Origin of the sequence: Natronorubrum sediminis (assembly GCF_900108095.1) — an archaeon.
Classification (GTDB): Archaea; Halobacteriota; Halobacteria; order Halobacteriales; family Natrialbaceae; genus Natronorubrum; species Natronorubrum sediminis.
In genome coordinates, this window is sequence record NZ_FNWL01000001.1 from 1,218,552 (window position 1) to 1,234,959 (window position 16,408).

Below are 16,408 nucleotides of genomic sequence, written 5' to 3' on the forward strand. Positions count from 1 at the left end.
TATCGACCGGAAATTGAGTGAAAGGAATTGTGGGCCGAACTTCCCAACTGATAGGAACTCACGACAGTCATTCACGGTGAGACTACGCAATCACAGTCAATGAATCCGACAGAAACGTTCGGGACTGGGGCACTCAACGACGCGTTCGACACGGCCGAACTCGTCGAGCGAATCGGACTCACCGAGGACGAACTCGCCTGGCGAAAACACTTCATCGGATTCGACGAGTCGGACGAGCGGCGACTCGCCGACCTCGAGCCCGTCGTCCGCGACAATCAGGACGCGATCGCCGACGATTTCTACGAAAATTTGCTCGGATACGAGGGGACTCGAAACGTCATCGAACGGTCGCCGAAGGGCGTAGAGGCGCTCAAACAGACCCAGCGGGCGTACCTCGTCTCGCTGTCGACCGGCGACTACGACCAGCAGTTCTTCGCGAACCGGGCGCGCATCGGCAAGCTTCACGAGCTGCTCGACATGCCGCTCAAACACTACATCGGCCAGTACGGCGTCTACTACGATCTCTTGCTCGAGCGGCTGAACGAACGAATCCAGCGGCAGGTGATCGAGGAGATCGAAACGTGGACGGCCGAGCGAGACGACGATGGCGGAGCGCTCGGTGGACTCGCCGGTGCGCTCGGCTTCCGTGGCGACGAATCCGACGCAGACGGCCTCGAGGCGAGTTTCGAGGAGACCGTCAGAGACGCGATCGACGACGGCATGCACGACGTGCTCTCGCTGTTGCGCATCATCAATCTCGACGTCCAGATCGCGACCGAGACGTACGTCGACTCGGCCGCCCAGGACCTCGAGGAGTCGATCGCCCGCCGGCAACGACTGGCTCGAGAGGTCGAGACGGACGTGCAGGCCCCGATCGAGGAACTCCACGACGCCGGCGAGGAAATCGCGTCCCGGGCCGAGGCGATCAGCACGCACACCGATCGACAGGCCGACGAAGCGACCGACGCGGCCGCCGAACTGGGCGAACTGAGCGCCGCAATCGAGGAGGTTGCCAGCGTCACCGACGCCGTCAGCGCCGAGAGCGAGCGGACCGAACGCCTCGCTGCTGACGGTACGTCGGCGGCCACCGACGCGATCGACGATCTCGAGAAGATCGACGAGGCCGCCGAGACGGTCTCCCAATCGGTCGACGAACTCGCAGCTCGTACCGACGAAATCGAGACGGTGCTCGAGCGACTCGAGGACGTCGCCGACCGAACGAGCGTGCTCGCGAAGAACGCGAAGATCGAAGCGACGCGCACGAGAGGCGACAACGCGCAAACGATGAGCGTCATCGCGGAGGAAGTCGACTCCTTCGCCGAACAGACCAGACGCGACCTCGAGCGGGTCGAAGACGCGCTGGAAGGCGTCCGCGAGGCGGCCGCCGACACGGTCGATGCGACCGACGCGACCGTCGAGCGAATCGACGACGGGACGACCCGAATACGGGCCACGATGGAGTCGTTTGACGAGATCCACGCGGCGGCGCGAACGACGGCGGCACGGATGGACGACGTTGCAACGGCGACGGACCAGCAGGCGCACAACGTCCAGTCGGCCGCGGCGACCGTCGAATCGATCGCCGAGACGGCCGGCGACGTGTCCGGCGCGGCGCAGTCCGTCGCGGCCGCGAGCCAAGAACAGACGGCCAGCCTCGAGTCGGTGAGCGAAACAGTCGCTCGACTCACGACGGTCGAGACAGATGCCGACGTCCCCGTATACGAGCGACTCGAGTGAGAGTAACCGGTGCAATCAACCCCGTCGACGAGAAAGGCACGCGTATGAGCGTCGTCGAACTCACCCGTGAACTCGTCTCCATCCCCAGTCACGAGGACGAAACGGCCGCGGGCGACGTCATCGAGTCGTGGCTCCGGGAGGAAACCACCGCGACGGTTCGCCGGGACGAGGCCGGAAACGTGATCGCTCGAGCGGGACCGACCGGGTCCCAGAGGGAGTCCGTCGACACGCTGGCACTCGTCGGCCACCACGATGTGGTCGACCCAGCCGAATCACAGGTCGACGGCGGCGAGTACGTCGTCGAAGCACGAGACGGCCGACTCTACGGGCGTGGCACGGCCGATATGAAGGGAGCCATCGCGGCCGCAATGCTCGCCTTTCGTGACGCGACGGCAGCGACCGACGTCGAAGCGGCGACGGGCGAACTCGTCTTCGTGAGTTTCGTCGGCGAGGAGGTCGGCGGCGTCGGTGCTCGCCACGCCATCGACCGCGGATTCACACCCGAGTACGCTATCGTCGGCGAGGGATCGACGGGCTACTCGAGTCCGGACGTGACCGACGTCGCCGTGGCGCACAAAGGTCGTCGCGGAAGCACGATCACGGCTGTCGGTGAAGCCGCCCACGCCAGCGAAGTCGGGGCCGGCGAGAACGCGATTTACCGGGCGACCGACGCCGTCGACCGAATTCGAGAACTCGAGGTCCCCTCGGTCACCGCGGCGGGCGAGACGCTCGCGGGGAGCCTCGTCGTCACGGAAATCGAGGGCGGAACGGCGATGAACGTCGTTCCCGACCGGTGTGAGCTCACGATCGACGAACGAACGGTTCCGGGTGAACGCGTCGCCCTCGAGCGAGTGGCGGCACTCGAAGGTCTCGAGTGGACCGTCGATCAGGACCTGCCGCCGATGCGCTGTGGGGACGACACGTTCGCCGAGCGCGTCCTCGAGGCAGCCGCGAGCGTCCAGTCGGGGTCGCCGGAACTGGTGACGAAGCCCCACGCGACCGACGCTGGCTGGCTCTCTGCGGCGGGAACCGAGTGCGTGATCTACGGCGCGGCAGAACCCGGCGAGGCTCACACCGAAGACGAGAGCGCCTCGATCGACGTCCTCGAGCGGTGTCGAGAAACTTACCGACGGGTTTCGAATGCGTGGCTCGAGTGACACTCGAGAGCGTGAAAGCGAGACGACGTCGAGCACTTGCTCGCGGAGCAAGCAGTTCACCGCCGGAACGGGCCGCTCGTGAAGGTGGGGATGTCTATACGCCCGGTACGCCGATTGCGTCGAAGCCGGTGATTCCGACGGCCGCGAGCGCGTAGAGGACGGCCAGCACGACCACCCAGGCGAGGAGGCCGATCATCGCCGCCGCAGTCCAGTCGCCGGGGTAGCGGAACTTGATCACCGCGATGTACGCGAGGAGCGCGAGCAGCGGCCCCAGGAGTGGAATCCACCCGACGAGGTAGCCAACGACTGCCCAGACGACCGCCCCGATCAACGCCGTGACGATTGCGTGATCGTAGTCGCCAGCGCCGACGATGACGCGTGCGCCGATGTAGATACCCAGTGCACCGATCAACAGACTCGTGACGAAGACGATGGCTGACGCGACTACCATACTATGGATGAACACATCAACTCGATAGAACAGTTCTCTGCTTGCACGTTCCACACAGCTATCACCGGTCGGAGCGGAACACCACGATTCATACGAGCACATCACAGTAACGGCACGAAGACGACACACATCTCGTTTATATCATATTTTGATGAATTGTGTGCTCGAGTGAAATCGCTGTCACGTCCTCCTTGCCCGTACTGGAGGGAATCGATAGCCCCACCGCACCACCGGAACCACGACGTTGATATCGCGTTCTCCCAAACGAGGGACATATGTCGACCGAACAGGACACCCAATCGACTGCGGCCGAGACGTACACCGAACTCGAATCGCGAATTCGTCGCATCTCGAACATCTCTCACGCGGGCGGCGTCCTCCGCTGGGACCAGGAAGTCGTCATGCCCGAAGACGGCACGCCCGCTCGAGCACAACAGCTCTCGACGCTCTCGTCGATCGGTCACGAGTTACTGACGGCCGACGAAACGGGCGAGTTGCTCGAGGCCCTCGAGTCCGAAGCCCTCTCGGACGAACAGGCGGCCGTCGTCCGCGAGGTCCGCCGACGCTACGACCGGGAGACGAGCGTCCCGCAGGAACTCGTCGAGGAGATTTCGGAGACGACGGCCACCGCCCACCCCAAGTGGAAAGAAGCCAAGGAAACCGACGACTTCGAGGCGTTCGCGCCGACGCTCGAGAAACTGGTCGAACTCAACCGCGAGTACGCGGCCCACATCGACCCCGACGCCGACCCCTACGAGGTGCTCTTCGCGGAGTACGAACCGTACCTCGACCTCGAGACGGCCGAACGCGTGCTCGAACGTCTGCGCGACGAACTCGTCCCGCTGATCGACGCGATCGACGACAGCGAAGCCGAGATCGAGACCGACGCGTTCGCGGGCACGTTCGAGGACGACGATCAGGAGGCCCTCGCACGAGACGTCCTCGACTCGCTGAACTACGATTGGGATCGCGGCCGACTGGATACGGCACCGCATCCGTTCTCGACGGGCACGCAATTCGACGCCCGGGTGACGACTCGCTTCGAGGAGGACGACCTGCTCGGCTCCATCACGTCGACGATCCACGAGTTCGGTCACGCGAACTACACGCAGGGACTCCCGGACGAGGGCTACGGAACGCCACTGGGCGAATCCCGCGACCTCTCGGTCCACGAATCCCAATCGCGGCTCTGGGAGAACCACGTCGGTCGCTCTCGGCCCTTCTGGGAACACTTCTTTCCCATCGCCCGCGAGCGATTCCCCGAACTCGAGGCGGTCTCCCCGAAAGAAGCCTACGAGGCGGCGAATCAGGTCTACGACGACAACCTCATCCGCGTCGAAGCGGACGAACTCACCTACCACCTCCACATCGTCATCCGCTTCGAGGTCGAGCGAGCCCTGATCTCGGGCGATCTCGAGGTCAGTGAGGTTCCCGAGGTCTGGAACGACAAGTACGAAGAGTATCTCGGCGTTCGTCCCGAGACCGACGCGGAAGGCTGTCTGCAGGACATCCACTGGTCACACGGCTCCTTCGGCTACTTCCCGACGTACTCGCTTGGCTCCGTGCTCGCCGCACAGTTGTACGCGACTGCCGAAGACGAACTTGGAGATCTCGACGACGATATTCGGGCTGGCGAGTTCGAGGAGCTAAACGGCTGGCTCCGCGAGAACATCCACCAACACGGCTGCCAGTACACCACGCCCGACCTGATCGAGGAGGCGAGCGATGAAGCGTTCACGGCCGACTACTTCCTCGAGTACGTCACCGAGAAGTACGGCGAATTGTACGATCTCGAGGCGTACTGACGAACGGATCACACGTTCCGGTGGCTATTTTTGTCGCCTCGACGTACAACTCGGGCGAATATGGTCGAAACGTCACTCGAGTCGAAGACGGCGATCGTCACGGGAGCGAGCGCGGGCATCGGCGCGGCGACCTGTCACGAGTTCGCGGCCGCGGGTGCGAACGTGGTCCTCGCGGCCCGTAGCGAGGATACGTTGGACGCCATTGCGGATGACCTCGAGTCGGCCCACGGTGTCGAAACACTGGTCGTCCCGACGAACGTCCGCGAGGAGGAGGCTGTCGACGCGCTGATCGAGGAAACCATCGACGCCTTCGGCGGGATCGACGTCCTGGTGAACAACGCCGGACTCTCTCGAGGGAGCGACGTGGAGTCCATGTCGACCGAGGAGTACGAGACGATGCAGGAGACGAACGTCGACGGTCTCTTCTACGCGACGCGGGCCGCGATTCCCCACGTTCGCGAGCGAACGGGACACATCGTCTTCGTCGGCAGTTTCGCGGGCCAGTACCCGCGGTCGTTCAATCCCGTTTACGCCGCGACGAAGTGGTGGACGCGGGGCTTCGCCAAGAGCGTCGCCGCACAGGTCGGCGACGACGGCGTCGGCGTCACCGTCGTCAACCCCGCGGAGGTCCGCTCGGAGTTCGAAGCGGCCGACGGCAAGACGTTCGCGGAGCACTTCGAGGAGGGCGAGGTCAGCGAACCCGAGGAGGTCGCCGAGGCGATTCGCTTCGCCGCGAGTCGCGAGGGCTCGAGCATCAGCGAGATCGACGTCAACCGACGAGACAAGTTCGCCGACGGGTTCTAACGGAGAGACACGTTCGAGAGTTCGACAGAGTCGGCGAACTCAGCCTTCGAGAAATCGATTCAGTTCACGAAATTCCGTCGGTGAGAGAATGATTTCGGTATCGAATGCATCGAATCGTTCGAAGTCGTGGTCGATCGTCAACACAGTTTTGACCCCTTCGTCGATCGCGACCTGTGCGTAGTAGCCGTCCCATCCGCCAACGTTCGCGTCATTCGACCGGGAAAACCCATCCAAAACGACGGCTTCGGATATCCCGTCGTACCAGTGGATCCGCTTCGCGTCCATGAAATTCTGTAACAGCCGAGATGCGTCCGCGTTCGAACGGCCGTAGTGCGTCGTCAAGACGGTATGTGCTCCGAACAGCGCGGGATACGGAACGACGGCATCGATATCGCCAGCGATGGCATCTCGAACGTACGAGAGCGCACTTTCGCGAACCGGGGCCTGTGTATGGGCGAGGGCAATCACTCCAACATCGAACAGGTACGGCCCACCAGCGTCACTCATCCGTACGTTTCTCTGCACCGCGTCGAACAGCGTCTCTGTGCTTGCGGGCAACCGGGTCGACCCCGTCCTCGAGCGACGTCGTCCCCCCACGCTCTGAAGCCGTTTCCTCGAGGAGTCGATCCATCCGTTCGATAATCTGTTCAGGGTCGTCCTCGGGCTCGACGACCGCTTTCCCGTCTTCTTCGTGGATCTCCACTTCTGTCCCAGGAGTGATACCGAGGCGTTCTCGTACTTCCTGTGGGAGGACGATCCGCCCCTTCGAATCCACTTTCGCCATATTCCCACAAAGGGTGGGAAAGGGTATGGTCGTTTTGGTTAGCATGCTGACCTCGCTCGATGACCTGAATCCGAAAACTAGGTGCCGAGTTACGCCCGACGGTCCACCCAACCAGCTCTTAAAAGGATAATTGCACGTGCCGGGTGTAGACTCACCCGCGACGGACCCCTTGCGTGCGTATGCGCCTCTCGATTCCAGGCCTCCCCGGCGTCTACTACGACACCGACTCCGGCACGACGGCGATCGGCGTCGCGACAACCGCGCTCGGCCGCAAAGCACCGAAACCCAAGGGCTACGCCATCCAACTGTTGCCCTACCTCTGGTCGTTCAACGTCGACCTCCACGAGGTTCCAAACGACCACCCGATTCAGTACCTCCACCCCGAGAGCGCTCAGAGCCTCGGCGAACTCTCGCCCGAACGCGGCATGCGTCAGGCCGGCACCGAACTCGAGTCCGTCCTTCGGTTCGTCTGGTCGGTCAATCAGGAACTCGAGTCGACGACCAACCAGTTGATCGGCCGCCCTGAACAGACGGCCGGCGTCGTCATCGACATCGAGGACGGCAGCGTCAGCGTCGACGGCGAGAGACTCGAGACCGACGAGTTCGACCTCGAGGGAGACTCTGGGCCCGAAACCGAACACGAACACGAAATCGAAGACGAGAGCGAGAGCGAGACCGGCGTCGACACGTTCGGCGGCACCGAAGAGGCACCCGGCGAGGAGTTCGAGGCCGACGACGATCCGAGCGTCGACGACATCGATCCGGACGAGCCCTAACGTTCTCTTTCACCGAGAGAGGTGACAAGAGAGTCGCCACTGGCCGTGTAGCGAAATACCGCAGAAAACCACTCGAGTCCGTCGCTTACGCGCCGGCGGATTCGAGTGCGTCTTCGATATCGTCGCGCTGGGTGACGCCGACGAAGCGCTCGACGATGCCGTCGTCGTTCTCGATGACGAGCGTCGGCAGCGACCGAACCTGATACTCGTTGGCCACGTCCTGTTGCTCGTCGACGTTTACTTTCTCGACTTCGAATCGGCCCTCCCAGTCGTCCTCGAGGTCCTCGAGGATCGGATCCTGGGTCTTACAGGGGCCACACCAGTCAGCGTAGAAATCCTTGAGTGTGACAGTCATCGGTTCACCGCTAGTTCCGACGCGTCGCGCATAAGGGTTTCCCACCAGTTCTCGATTGCCGCAATCGGCGACAGAGGCGGACAGACCGGGCCGAGCCAGCGGGCTCCTCGAGCGGGGCCAGACGCTCCCAATTCGGAAGGACCGTCTCGCGCGAATTAAATCAGTCCCCCTCCAAAGACCGGGCAGACAATCGATGGTCGTGACGCTCCCCGAGACGGTGTTGTCCCAGTATCGGCGGTTTTCGCTCTACAACTCGCCGTATCCGGCCCACGACGAGGGCTGTGCGATCGACTTGTATCCGGGCACTCTTCGAGACGGACGAACGACGGCCGCACCCAGTCCGGTGTCTGGAACCGTCCTCGAGACAACCGCCGTTCGCGCGCCGCCGAAGTCGTACGCCCCCGAGCACGACTACCTAATCCTCCTCGAGTGCGACGGCCCCGGCGACCTCGCGGGGCTAACGGCCCGGGTTTTGCACGTCGAGCCGTCGGTCGAAGCCGGACAGCGCGTCGAGCGCGGCGACTGCCTCGGCGAACTCGTCCGCGCGGGCTTCTTCGCCCCGTGGGTCGACAACCACCTCCACGTCGGCTTCCGGCGACCCGACCAGAACCCCCGACGGGCGTCTGGCTCCCTGTCACTCGAGGTCGGCGTCGACGTCGAGGGACTCGAGTGGGACGGAACCGGCACAGTCGTCTCGACGGGGGAGACGTACGCCGTCCTCGACGCTCCAGTTCACCCCAACCCGGGCGAGACGTTCGTCGGCATCCGAGCCGACGAGGGCGGCGTACTCGACGGTGGGTTGCCCCACTACGACGGCGGCGGGATCTACGGACGGGACAGCAGGGTTCGCTCGCTCGAGCAACCGGTGTCGCTAAACGATGACCGACTCGGCGCTGTGGCTGGGCGAACGATCGCATGGGAAGACGTGGTCGTCACGGCCAACGGCGAGGCGATTACCGGGCTCTCGCTGTTTTGCGCTCGAGACGACGCGTTCGGGGCGAAGCTGATCTGCCCGGAGACGGCGTTTTCGGTCGGCGACTCGGTTCGAGTTCGGGTACGAGTACAGGAGACCGGCGAGTGAGAACAGGGTGGCAGCGACTCGTCCCGGATGGGAACTCGAGGAGCGCCCGTCGATTACGGGTTCTGGTGTTCGTCTTTTGCTCGCTGGTAGCGCTCGTCCTCGCGAACGCGTTCCCAGTAGGATTCGAAGACGAGGGCCCCAGCCCGCTTGTCGGGATCGGCCCACTGCTGTGGCTCGCGTTCCCCGCCGTCGCTCTCGTCGTACTTCCTCCCGCCGGGGTACTTCGCGTACCGCATCGCTCGTGTGTACCCCATCTGGAGGTACTTCCGGGCCATATCCATTCCCGGAAAGTCGTCGTTCGCTCGGTAGCGTTCGTAGCGCTCGTAGATGTCCTGTGCTGACTCTCGAGCAGCGGCTTCGTCCGCGTAGGACCACAGCGGCAGGAGTTCGCTCTTGTACGGTTCGACTTTGAAGACGCCTTCCTCGCCGCGACCGATCTCGTATCGCTCGGGCTCGTCGCGAAAGTCGATATCGTACTCGGGGCCGTCGTCTCCCCCCTGATCGGTCGCGTCGCCGTCACCCGCGCTGTCGTCGGTCGGATCGGGCATGGGCGTGACACGCGCTCGAGTGATGTGAACCTGCGGCCTGGATGAACGATCGACAACGGGAACGTCTGGAAGCGGAGCCGTAAAGAGCGTCGGTCTGCGACCAGCAGCTATGACCGAAGACGTGCAGACGATGATGGCGGAGTTCGACGACGTCGGCGAGTTACTGCAGTACTTCATCGACGAACACCAGGAGTTCCTCTCGTGGATCGGCACGACCGTCGAACACGTCGGCGACGGCACGATGACGCTCGAGATTCCATACGACGAGAAGCTGAGCAACACCCGCCCCAACGCGCCGGAAACCGAGCGGGCGGACCTCCACGGCGGCGTCGCGGCGACCCTGATCGACACGGCTGGCGGGCTCGTCCTTCGAACGGAGGTGGACGAACCCTTCGACATCAGCGTCGCGACAATCAACCTGAACGTCAACTACCTTCGGCCCGCGACGGGCGACCTCTCGGCGACGGCCGACGTGATCCGCGTCGGCGGCAGCGTCGGCGTCAGCGAGATCACGGTCGAGAGCACGACCCCCGACGGCGAGACGAAGGAAGTCGCGACCGGACAGGGAGCGTACCGGATCTTCCGGTAAGAGCGAGCGGTACGCAGCTTTCTGGCGTGGTGTTCTGTCCGCTGCTACTGCCGTTTCAACACGTCCGGCGGCAATCGACAGCCACAGGGGGCGACCTGTGCCGCCGTCGGTTCGACGAGTGCGACGACCATGACCGATTCGTGGCACTTCGGGCAATGCGTCCAGCGTTTCATGCCGTTTCGATCGTGGTAGCTGTAGGCCTCGTACTCGCATAGCGGGTCGTCGGCGCTCGAGTCCGGATTCTTCCTCGACTCACAACCGCTCCTCGAGTCCGGAGGAAGATCCGAGGATCGATCTGCGTCGTGGTCGTCGGTCATAGATGGTCCTCCGTGAGTGGGTGTGTGGCCCGTCGTGGTGTGGAATTTCGCTGCTGTTCGGGACGTTTATATCGCCGGAGTAGTAACGTAATCATGGCTTTTGAGTTCCCTTTCGGGAATAGAAGCCACGTCTCGGGTGGTCTAGCACCCGGGACATTTCAGGGATAGTGCCCCTTCGGCTTGCTGGAGCGTGGCTTCCGTACTAATTACTGTCGTAAATTATCTTATACCTACTGGTTTTTTTATGAAATAGAGGGGCGTGGAGCCGTCTCCGACCCCTCTCGAGCGCGTTACCCACTCGAGTAAACGACGGTACTCGAACAGCCACTAACACTCGAGTAAACACGCTCGGACACCGAAATAGCCCAAACATGAATGGGAAAAACCGATCTGCGTTACCCGTTTAACCGCGACCCGTCGTCCTCGGTACCGTCAGATCGCTGTTGCGTGCCAGACTGCGAGCACGAGGCGAGCCAGAGGCGACCGTGGAGGTACCAGCCAATCGCCGCGACGAGCGCGAAGTAGCTGTAGATAGCCAGCTCGACGTAGATGGAGGACTCGAGCATCGACGATGGCTACGCGCGAGTCCCTAATACACGATGACCTGCAGTAGGTCACGCTTCGTATAGTGGTGGCTATCGCGCCACCGAACAACCGCTGGGGACTCGAGCGATCACTGATTCGAGACCATCCAGTAGCGAACGCCGAGATAGACCATGACGAGGCCGAATGTGACGGCGAACAACGGCGAATCGTCGGTGACCGCATAGACCAACGCGCCGGCGTTCAACACGATGCCGAGGATGTACATCGATTGCAGGCGGCGGTCGTTCACGCTGGCGCACCTCCGAGCGAACCAGGGAGTGTGGCCGAACGCTCGAGGCAACCCAACCGAGCATGTCGGGAGCTGTCCATATCGGATCGTTTCGGCGGGGCCGTTGAAAACGCTCGCATTTCGCGTCGGAGGCGTCGATCTGAACGGCGCTCGAATCGAACCCTTCGACGGCCGAAGGTCGACGAAGACCTCGACGACGGATTCGCTCCACAACGACCGCTACTCGCCCTCGAACTCGAGATCCTCGCTTTCGACGACCTCGCCGAACAACCAGTCGGCGTGCTCGAGAGCGTACTCCCTGTGGTCGTCTTCGATCGACCCGATGCAGTCTTCGACCATGAGCGGCCGGAAGTCCCGCAGACCGGCGCTGCCGCCAGTGTGGAGCACGCAGACGTTCGCGAGGGTACCACAGATGACCAAATCGTGGATCCCGCGGGCGTTCAGCCAGCTCTCGAGTTCGGTGTTGTAGAAGGCGTCGTAGGTGTGTTTCTCGAGGACGTAGTCGTCGTCCTCGACGGAGAGTCCGTCGACGATTTCTGCTTCCCACGATCCCTCGAGGACGTGCTCGCCCCACTGCTCGAACTCGTCGTAGTAGTGGGCGTCCTCGAACTGTTCGGGTGGATGAACGTCTCGCGTGTAGATGACCTGCGTGTCGGCGTTCCGGGCGCGTTCGACGAGGGCTGCGATCGGTTCGATCACCGACTCGCTGCCCGGCGCGTACAGCGAGCCATCGGGATGACAGAACCCGTTTTGCATGTCGACGACCACCACTGCCGTATTCGCTGGCTCGAGGTGCATATGGGAGGTCCTACGAAGGGGCGCGTGAAAACGTTCGTGGGCGCGACGCTGTCGGTCTTCGACGCGAGACGGTGATTCCGTCCCGATCACGTCAACCGGCGGTCTTTTTACAGGCCCGTTCGTAGTCGGTGTCATCGTTTCCAAATGATGGAAAAAGTGACGCGTTCGCGGGTTCTCGTCGCGACAGTTGTGGCTGTGATACTCGTGATCGGAATTGCGGCGGCCGCGGGTGCAGTCCCCCTCTTTGCGAGCGGCGATTCGACAGACCGCCCCGACGATCCGTCGACCGAGGAGACGGTCGGCTACGTCGAGGGCTACTGGTACGACGACGAACTCGACGCGGACGACGGTGCTGACGCCGTCATCGACGACGAGGACGACCTCGAGGAAGTGATCTACCGCTCGATGGCGCGCGTCGAGGAGATTCGCGAGCTGACCTTCGAAGAGGAGGTTCCGGTCGACGTGATCTCCCGCGAGGAGTTCCAGGAAGATCACGACGACATGTTCGTCGAACTAGAAGAGGACGAGGAACTCCAGCAGAACGTCACCTACGAGGCGCTGTTCATGGTCGACAGCGAAACCGACGCCGAAGACGAGTTCGAGGCGATGTACGGCGATAGCGTCGGCGGCTACTACGATCCCGCGACGAACGAAATCGTCCTCGTTTCGGATAGCCCGGACGAACCCGAAGTCGACGAGGTGATTCTCGGGCACGAACTCCTGCACGCGTTGCAGGATCAACACTTCGATCTGGCGAGTTACGACCGAGAGACGATCGATCAGGACGCCGCCAAAAACGGCCTCATCGAAGGCGACGCAGTCACAGTAGAGCAAGCGTACGACCAACACTGTGACGCCGAGTGGGAGTGCCTGCCGAGTGCACAGCCACCGGAGAATCAAGTCGGCGACCTCAACTGGGGCATCTACTTGCTGCTCATGCACCCCTACGAAGCCGGGCCAGAGTACGTCGACTCGCTGCTCGAGGGAGACGACTGGTCGGCAGTCGACGACGCCTACGACGACGCGCCTGCGAGTTCCTCAGACGTGATTCACACCGACGAGGATCGCGAGGCCGGCGACGTCACGGTCGACGACGACTCGAGTGACTCGTGGGAGCAACTCGAGACGGACGACGGACTCGCGAACGAGACGGTCGGAGAGGCGGGGATGGTCTCGATGCTCGGCAGCGACGCGATGGACCCCCTTCGGTCGTCCGTGATCGAAGAAACCGACCTCCTCACGGCCGATCTACAGGGTGTCGATTACGACCAGCCCTACACCGACGGCTGGGCCGGTGACGAACTCGTCACTTACGTCGATTCGGACGTTACAGACACTGACACCGTTTCCACGAGCGAGGAGGCCGGCTACGTCTGGGAAACCGAGTGGACCTCCGAGGAAGACGCCGACGAGTTCGCAGACGGCTACACTCAGTTACTCGAACTCAACGACGCGCAGGTTCTCAACGAGAGCGAAGGCGTCTACTCCGTCGACGACGGCTACCAGGGCGCGTACGCACTCGACATCGACGGCGAGTCCGTGACGATCGTTCGCGGCCCCTCGGTCGACGATCTGAACGCCATCGAAGACGGTGTCGTCGCCGAGGACCTCGAGGTCAGCGACGACCCCGACGAACCGACGGACGGTGATGCTGGTACCGACGACGACACCGGCTCCGACGACGCCGACGAAGAGAGTAGTGACGCAGACGACGCAGATGACGCGAGCGAAGCCAGTGACGCGGACAACGACTCGATCCCCGGCTTCGCCGCCTCGAGTGCTGTCGTCGCGCTCGCTGTCGCCGTGCTCGCTGCGCGGCACAAACGGTAGCGGCTGTAGCCGCGTCGGCAGACGAGTAACTTTTTTGTGTCCCACGGGAAGTCGTCGGTATGTCAAACCCGTTCGGAACCATCTCAGCGGAGGCGATTCTCGAGGGCTCCGCGACCGACGCCTACTTCGAGCGCACCCGGACGACCCTCGAGCACGCGGGGAAGAACCCCCGCGTCGTCGCCGAAGTGACCGCAGACCAGTTCCCGACCGGTTCCTTCGACGTGTTCACCGGCGTCGCTGACGTCGCCACCCTCTTCGAAGGCCGTAACGTCGATATCGACGCCCTCCCCGACGGGGAACTCTTCGACGGCGGCCCTGTCATGCGGATCGAAGGCCCCTACCTCGAGTTCGCCGAACTCGAGACCGCGCTTCTGGGCTTTCTCTCTCAGCCCAGCGGATTCGCGACGGCCGCCCTCGAGGTGCGACGGGCAGCGCCCGACTCGCAGGTTCTCTCCTTCGGTGCTCGCCACGTCCACCCCGCCATCGCTGCCTCGGTCGAACGCGCCGCGTTGCTCGCCGGTCTGGATGGCTTCTCACACGTGGCAGCGGGAGACGTACTCGGTCGCGAGGCGGGTGGAACGATGCCCCACGCGCTCATGTTCTGTTTCGGCGAGGGCAACCAGGCCGACGCCTGGGAAGCGTTCGACGAAGCCGTCTCCGAAGACGTGCCACGAATCGCGCTGACCGATACCTTCTGGGACGAAAAGAGCGAGAGTCTGCTCGCCGCGGAGACCCTCGGCGACGACTTAGACGGCGTTCGAATCGACACGACGAGTTCGCGTCGGGGCGACTTCCAACACATCATCCGAGAAGTCCGCTGGGAACTCGACGCACGCGGCTACGACGACGTCGACATCTTCTGTAGCGGCGGCCTCGAACCGGACACGATTCGACCCCTCCGTGACGTCGCAGACGGCTTCGGTGTCGGCAGCCACATCACCGGCGCTGATTCGGTCGACTTCAGTCTCGATATCGTCTCGCTCGAGGGCGAACCGATTTCCAAGCGCGGCAAACTCTCCGGCGTGAAAGACGCCTACCGAACGTCCGAGGGTGGCCACCACGTCGCGCTGGCTGAGCGCGAGGGTCCCGAAGGCGGCGAATCGCTGTTCGAACCGCTCGTCCGCGACGGCGAAGTCGTCCGCGAGTTCGACCTCGCGGACGCGAGCGAACGGTGTCTCGAGGCCGCCGAGGTAGTCGGGTTCGATACGGGTAGCGAGTCGTCATAACCGAGTGCGGAGAGACGTTTCACACCCCATTCGATAATTGGACGGGAAGAACCTTATTGAACGAGTGAGAATCGAACATGTATGTCAGACGTCGGTGAACAAACGGCGACACTCGGAGCGACCGTCGGTGCTGTGCTCGTGGGCCTCGGAATCGGTGCGTACGTCCTCACGGGTTTCGCGAGCGTGACGGCACTCATTCCAACCATCTTCGGCGTTCTCATCGCCACACTGGGCACGCTCGGACGCGACGAAAGCCGGGAACGAGGTGCACTGTACGGCATCGGTGCCCTCGCGGTTCTCGGCGCGTTGGGTTCGGCGCGGGCCGTGCCCGATATCATCGCGCTCGTCTCCGGAGAGTCGGTCGACTCCGTCGTCGCGACGGTCTCTCAGGGCGCGATGATCGTATTCTGTCTCGTCCTCGTCGTCGGCGTCGGTCGGTACGTCCTCGAGACGCGCTGAGGTTCGCCGAACAATCGGAAGGAACGTCGTTTTCCATCCCAGCAGAAGCCGGGGTCAGGACACGCATCTCGCGCTACCGGTCGAGACTCGAGTGGCCGAACGACCCCAGGAAGACGCGGCTGAACTGACCCACCAGCCGTGCGAACAGGTTCACCATCGAGAGCGCGAGGAGGAAGAAAACGATCCCGACACTCGAGACGACGAGCGCCTGCGGAAGGCTCGTCACGCCCCACTCCACGAACGACCGCACGAACTCGACGCCGAAGAACAACTCGTAGACGGGGAGTTCTACCGACGCGACCGTGGTCGCCTCGCCGCCGGTGTCGAAGCCTGCGAGCGTGTCCGGCCTCGCGTAGTAAAGTGGCGTCAACACGACGGCGATCGCGGGAAGGAGTACCGTCGTCACCAATACGAACGAGACGAGGCCGATCGCGGCCTTCGTCGCGAGAAAGCACATCGCCATGTACGTACCCAGACTGAACACGAGCGAGCGGATGCGTTCGAGTTCGGCGTCGGACTCGAGAAACGGATAACCCGGCGAGTCGATGTGCACGCCGAGGAGTCGCCGAGCGATCACGCGTTCGACGGTTGCGAGGACGTGGCTCGTTCCCAGGACGAACAGCAAAATTGGAACGCCGACGACGAAGAGTGCGAGTGTGAGCCCGATCGAGAACCCTGCAATCAGGAAGGTGATGTAGAACGCTCCCAGCGGAATCGCGAGCAGGAGGTAACAGAGATTGGCGTACGTCTGGCGACGAAACGGGCTCAGAGCAGTTACCAGCAGCGCACGAGTGAACGCGTTCGGTCTGTCGGGTTCTGTTCCGTCGCTCACGTCAGAACGCGCTCAGTCGGTTCC

Annotated in this window: 20 protein-coding genes; 10 read left to right on the forward strand and 10 right to left on the reverse strand. The window is 63.1% G+C overall.

Features of this window, described 5'->3' with window-relative positions:
* Positions 1-99: 99 nt before the first annotated feature.
* Positions 100-1,737, forward strand: coding sequence for a globin-coupled sensor protein (locus tag BLW62_RS06010; protein ID WP_090506071.1), 1,638 nt, complete (start codon positions 100-102; stop codon positions 1,735-1,737).
* Between the two features lie 44 nt (positions 1,738-1,781).
* Positions 1,782-2,894, forward strand: coding sequence for a M20 family metallopeptidase (locus BLW62_RS06015; RefSeq protein WP_090506443.1), 1,113 nt, complete (start codon positions 1,782-1,784; stop codon positions 2,892-2,894).
* A gap of 94 nt (positions 2,895-2,988) precedes the next feature.
* Here BLW62_RS06015 and BLW62_RS06020 read toward each other — a convergent pair whose 3' ends face one another.
* Entirely contained in the window at positions 2,989-3,345 is a 357-nt protein-coding gene (locus tag BLW62_RS06020) for a hypothetical protein (RefSeq protein WP_090506073.1), read from the reverse strand.
* A gap of 275 nt (positions 3,346-3,620) precedes the next feature.
* Between BLW62_RS06020 and BLW62_RS06025 the strand changes: the two genes are divergently transcribed.
* Together BLW62_RS06025 and BLW62_RS06030 are read left to right on the forward strand one after the other, a co-directional pair.
* Positions 3,621-5,150 (forward strand): carboxypeptidase M32, encoded by a 1,530-nt coding sequence (locus BLW62_RS06025; RefSeq protein WP_090506076.1) that lies wholly within the window; start codon positions 3,621-3,623, stop codon positions 5,148-5,150.
* 60 nt (positions 5,151-5,210) lie between these two features.
* Positions 5,211-5,954 (forward strand): SDR family oxidoreductase, encoded by a 744-nt coding sequence (locus BLW62_RS06030; RefSeq protein ID WP_090506078.1) that lies wholly within the window; start codon positions 5,211-5,213, stop codon positions 5,952-5,954.
* Positions 5,955-5,993: 39 nt separating this feature from the next.
* Here BLW62_RS06030 and BLW62_RS06035 read toward each other — a convergent pair whose 3' ends face one another.
* Both BLW62_RS06035 and BLW62_RS06040 read right to left on the reverse strand, forming a co-directional pair.
* Positions 5,994-6,461 (reverse strand): hypothetical protein, encoded by a 468-nt coding sequence (locus tag BLW62_RS06035; RefSeq protein ID WP_175459687.1) that lies wholly within the window; start codon positions 6,459-6,461, stop codon positions 5,994-5,996.
* Positions 6,454-6,738 (reverse strand): AbrB/MazE/SpoVT family DNA-binding domain-containing protein, encoded by a 285-nt coding sequence (locus BLW62_RS06040; RefSeq protein ID WP_090506082.1) that lies wholly within the window; start codon positions 6,736-6,738, stop codon positions 6,454-6,456. The genes BLW62_RS06035 and BLW62_RS06040 overlap by 8 nt, the downstream gene beginning before the upstream one ends.
* Before the next feature lie 179 nt (positions 6,739-6,917).
* Here BLW62_RS06040 and BLW62_RS06045 point away from each other — a divergent pair, with 179 nt between their 5' ends.
* On the forward strand, positions 6,918-7,514 hold the full coding sequence (locus tag BLW62_RS06045) for a hypothetical protein (protein ID WP_090506084.1): 597 nt from the start codon (positions 6,918-6,920) through the stop codon (positions 7,512-7,514).
* Positions 7,515-7,599: 85 nt separating this feature from the next.
* On the opposite strand, the gene BLW62_RS06050 is transcribed toward BLW62_RS06045, so the two are convergent.
* A complete protein-coding gene (locus BLW62_RS06050; protein ID WP_090506086.1) occupies positions 7,600-7,869 on the reverse strand; it encodes a thioredoxin family protein in 270 nt (89 codons plus the stop codon).
* 193 nt (positions 7,870-8,062) lie between these two features.
* Between BLW62_RS06050 and BLW62_RS06055 the strand changes: the two genes are divergently transcribed.
* Positions 8,063-8,950 (forward strand): DUF8155 domain-containing protein, encoded by an 888-nt coding sequence (locus tag BLW62_RS06055; RefSeq protein WP_090506088.1) that lies wholly within the window; start codon positions 8,063-8,065, stop codon positions 8,948-8,950.
* A gap of 53 nt (positions 8,951-9,003) precedes the next feature.
* Here the strand turns inward: BLW62_RS06055 and BLW62_RS06060 are convergent, their stop codons facing one another.
* Positions 9,004-9,498, reverse strand: coding sequence for a DUF4385 domain-containing protein (locus tag BLW62_RS06060; RefSeq protein ID WP_090506090.1), 495 nt, complete (start codon positions 9,496-9,498; stop codon positions 9,004-9,006).
* 109 nt (positions 9,499-9,607) lie between these two features.
* Here BLW62_RS06060 and BLW62_RS06065 point away from each other — a divergent pair, with 109 nt between their 5' ends.
* Positions 9,608-10,087, forward strand: a complete 480-nt coding sequence (locus BLW62_RS06065) for a PaaI family thioesterase (RefSeq protein ID WP_090506092.1) — start codon at positions 9,608-9,610, stop codon at positions 10,085-10,087.
* Between the two features lie 44 nt (positions 10,088-10,131).
* Here the strand turns inward: BLW62_RS06065 and BLW62_RS06070 are convergent, their stop codons facing one another.
* The 4 genes from BLW62_RS06070 to BLW62_RS06080 all read right to left on the reverse strand — a co-directional run bounded on the left by BLW62_RS06070 (position 10,132) and on the right by BLW62_RS06080 (position 12,037).
* Positions 10,132-10,404 carry a hypothetical protein gene (locus tag BLW62_RS06070; protein ID WP_090506094.1) on the reverse strand — a complete coding sequence of 91 codons (273 nt, stop codon included), beginning with the start codon at positions 10,402-10,404 and terminating at the stop codon, positions 10,132-10,134.
* Between the two features lie 395 nt (positions 10,405-10,799).
* Entirely contained in the window at positions 10,800-10,970 is a 171-nt protein-coding gene (locus BLW62_RS18550) for a hypothetical protein (RefSeq protein WP_175459688.1), read from the reverse strand.
* A gap of 107 nt (positions 10,971-11,077) precedes the next feature.
* Positions 11,078-11,239, reverse strand: a complete 162-nt coding sequence (locus BLW62_RS18555; RefSeq protein WP_175459689.1) for a hypothetical protein — start codon at positions 11,237-11,239, stop codon at positions 11,078-11,080.
* 219 nt (positions 11,240-11,458) lie between these two features.
* Positions 11,459-12,037, reverse strand: coding sequence for a cysteine hydrolase family protein (locus BLW62_RS06080; RefSeq protein WP_090506097.1), 579 nt, complete (start codon positions 12,035-12,037; stop codon positions 11,459-11,461).
* A 195-nt stretch (positions 12,038-12,232) separates the two neighbouring features.
* On the opposite strand from BLW62_RS06080, the gene BLW62_RS06085 reads away from it, so the two are divergent.
* From BLW62_RS06085 to BLW62_RS06095, 3 genes are all read left to right on the forward strand, one after another.
* Positions 12,233-13,867, forward strand: a complete 1,635-nt coding sequence (locus BLW62_RS06085; RefSeq protein ID WP_245726670.1) for an Hvo_1808 family surface protein — start codon at positions 12,233-12,235, stop codon at positions 13,865-13,867.
* A 59-nt stretch (positions 13,868-13,926) separates the two neighbouring features.
* Positions 13,927-15,093, forward strand: a complete 1,167-nt coding sequence (locus tag BLW62_RS06090; protein WP_090506101.1) for a nicotinate phosphoribosyltransferase — start codon at positions 13,927-13,929, stop codon at positions 15,091-15,093.
* 81 nt (positions 15,094-15,174) lie between these two features.
* Positions 15,175-15,552, forward strand: a complete 378-nt coding sequence (locus tag BLW62_RS06095; RefSeq protein WP_090506103.1) for a hypothetical protein — start codon at positions 15,175-15,177, stop codon at positions 15,550-15,552.
* A gap of 73 nt (positions 15,553-15,625) precedes the next feature.
* On the opposite strand, the gene BLW62_RS06100 is transcribed toward BLW62_RS06095, so the two are convergent.
* Positions 15,626-16,384 carry a sensor domain-containing protein gene (locus BLW62_RS06100; protein WP_090506105.1) on the reverse strand — a complete coding sequence of 253 codons (759 nt, stop codon included), beginning with the start codon at positions 16,382-16,384 and terminating at the stop codon, positions 15,626-15,628.
* Between the last annotated feature and the right edge of the window lie 24 nt (positions 16,385-16,408).

What these genes read in the sequence shown, in the direction of transcription:
- BLW62_RS06010 (WP_090506071.1), top strand. Translation starts at nt 100, where the DNA reads ATGAATCCGACAGAAACGTTCGGGACTGGGGCACTCAACGACGCGTTC.
- BLW62_RS06015 (WP_090506443.1), top strand. Translation starts at nt 1,782, where the DNA reads ATGAGCGTCGTCGAACTCACCCGTGAACTCGTCTCCATCCCCAGTCAC.
- BLW62_RS06020 (WP_090506073.1), bottom strand. Translation starts at nt 3,345, where the DNA reads ATGGTAGTCGCGTCAGCCATCGTCTTCGTCACGAGTCTGTTGATCGGT.
- BLW62_RS06025 (WP_090506076.1), top strand. Translation starts at nt 3,621, where the DNA reads ATGTCGACCGAACAGGACACCCAATCGACTGCGGCCGAGACGTACACC.
- BLW62_RS06030 (WP_090506078.1), top strand. Translation starts at nt 5,211, where the DNA reads ATGGTCGAAACGTCACTCGAGTCGAAGACGGCGATCGTCACGGGAGCG.
- BLW62_RS06035 (WP_175459687.1), bottom strand. Translation starts at nt 6,461, where the DNA reads ATGAGTGACGCTGGTGGGCCGTACCTGTTCGATGTTGGAGTGATTGCC.
- BLW62_RS06040 (WP_090506082.1), bottom strand. Translation starts at nt 6,738, where the DNA reads ATGGCGAAAGTGGATTCGAAGGGGCGGATCGTCCTCCCACAGGAAGTA.
- BLW62_RS06045 (WP_090506084.1), top strand. Translation starts at nt 6,918, where the DNA reads ATGCGCCTCTCGATTCCAGGCCTCCCCGGCGTCTACTACGACACCGAC.
- BLW62_RS06050 (WP_090506086.1), bottom strand. Translation starts at nt 7,869, where the DNA reads ATGACTGTCACACTCAAGGATTTCTACGCTGACTGGTGTGGCCCCTGT.
- BLW62_RS06055 (WP_090506088.1), top strand. Translation starts at nt 8,063, where the DNA reads ATGGTCGTGACGCTCCCCGAGACGGTGTTGTCCCAGTATCGGCGGTTT.
- BLW62_RS06060 (WP_090506090.1), bottom strand. Translation starts at nt 9,498, where the DNA reads ATGCCCGATCCGACCGACGACAGCGCGGGTGACGGCGACGCGACCGAT.
- BLW62_RS06065 (WP_090506092.1), top strand. Translation starts at nt 9,608, where the DNA reads ATGACCGAAGACGTGCAGACGATGATGGCGGAGTTCGACGACGTCGGC.
- BLW62_RS06070 (WP_090506094.1), bottom strand. Translation starts at nt 10,404, where the DNA reads ATGACCGACGACCACGACGCAGATCGATCCTCGGATCTTCCTCCGGAC.
- BLW62_RS18550 (WP_175459688.1), bottom strand. Translation starts at nt 10,970, where the DNA reads ATGCTCGAGTCCTCCATCTACGTCGAGCTGGCTATCTACAGCTACTTC.
- BLW62_RS06080 (WP_090506097.1), bottom strand. Translation starts at nt 12,037, where the DNA reads ATGCACCTCGAGCCAGCGAATACGGCAGTGGTGGTCGTCGACATGCAA.
- BLW62_RS06090 (WP_090506101.1), top strand. Translation starts at nt 13,927, where the DNA reads ATGTCAAACCCGTTCGGAACCATCTCAGCGGAGGCGATTCTCGAGGGC.
- BLW62_RS06095 (WP_090506103.1), top strand. Translation starts at nt 15,175, where the DNA reads ATGTCAGACGTCGGTGAACAAACGGCGACACTCGGAGCGACCGTCGGT.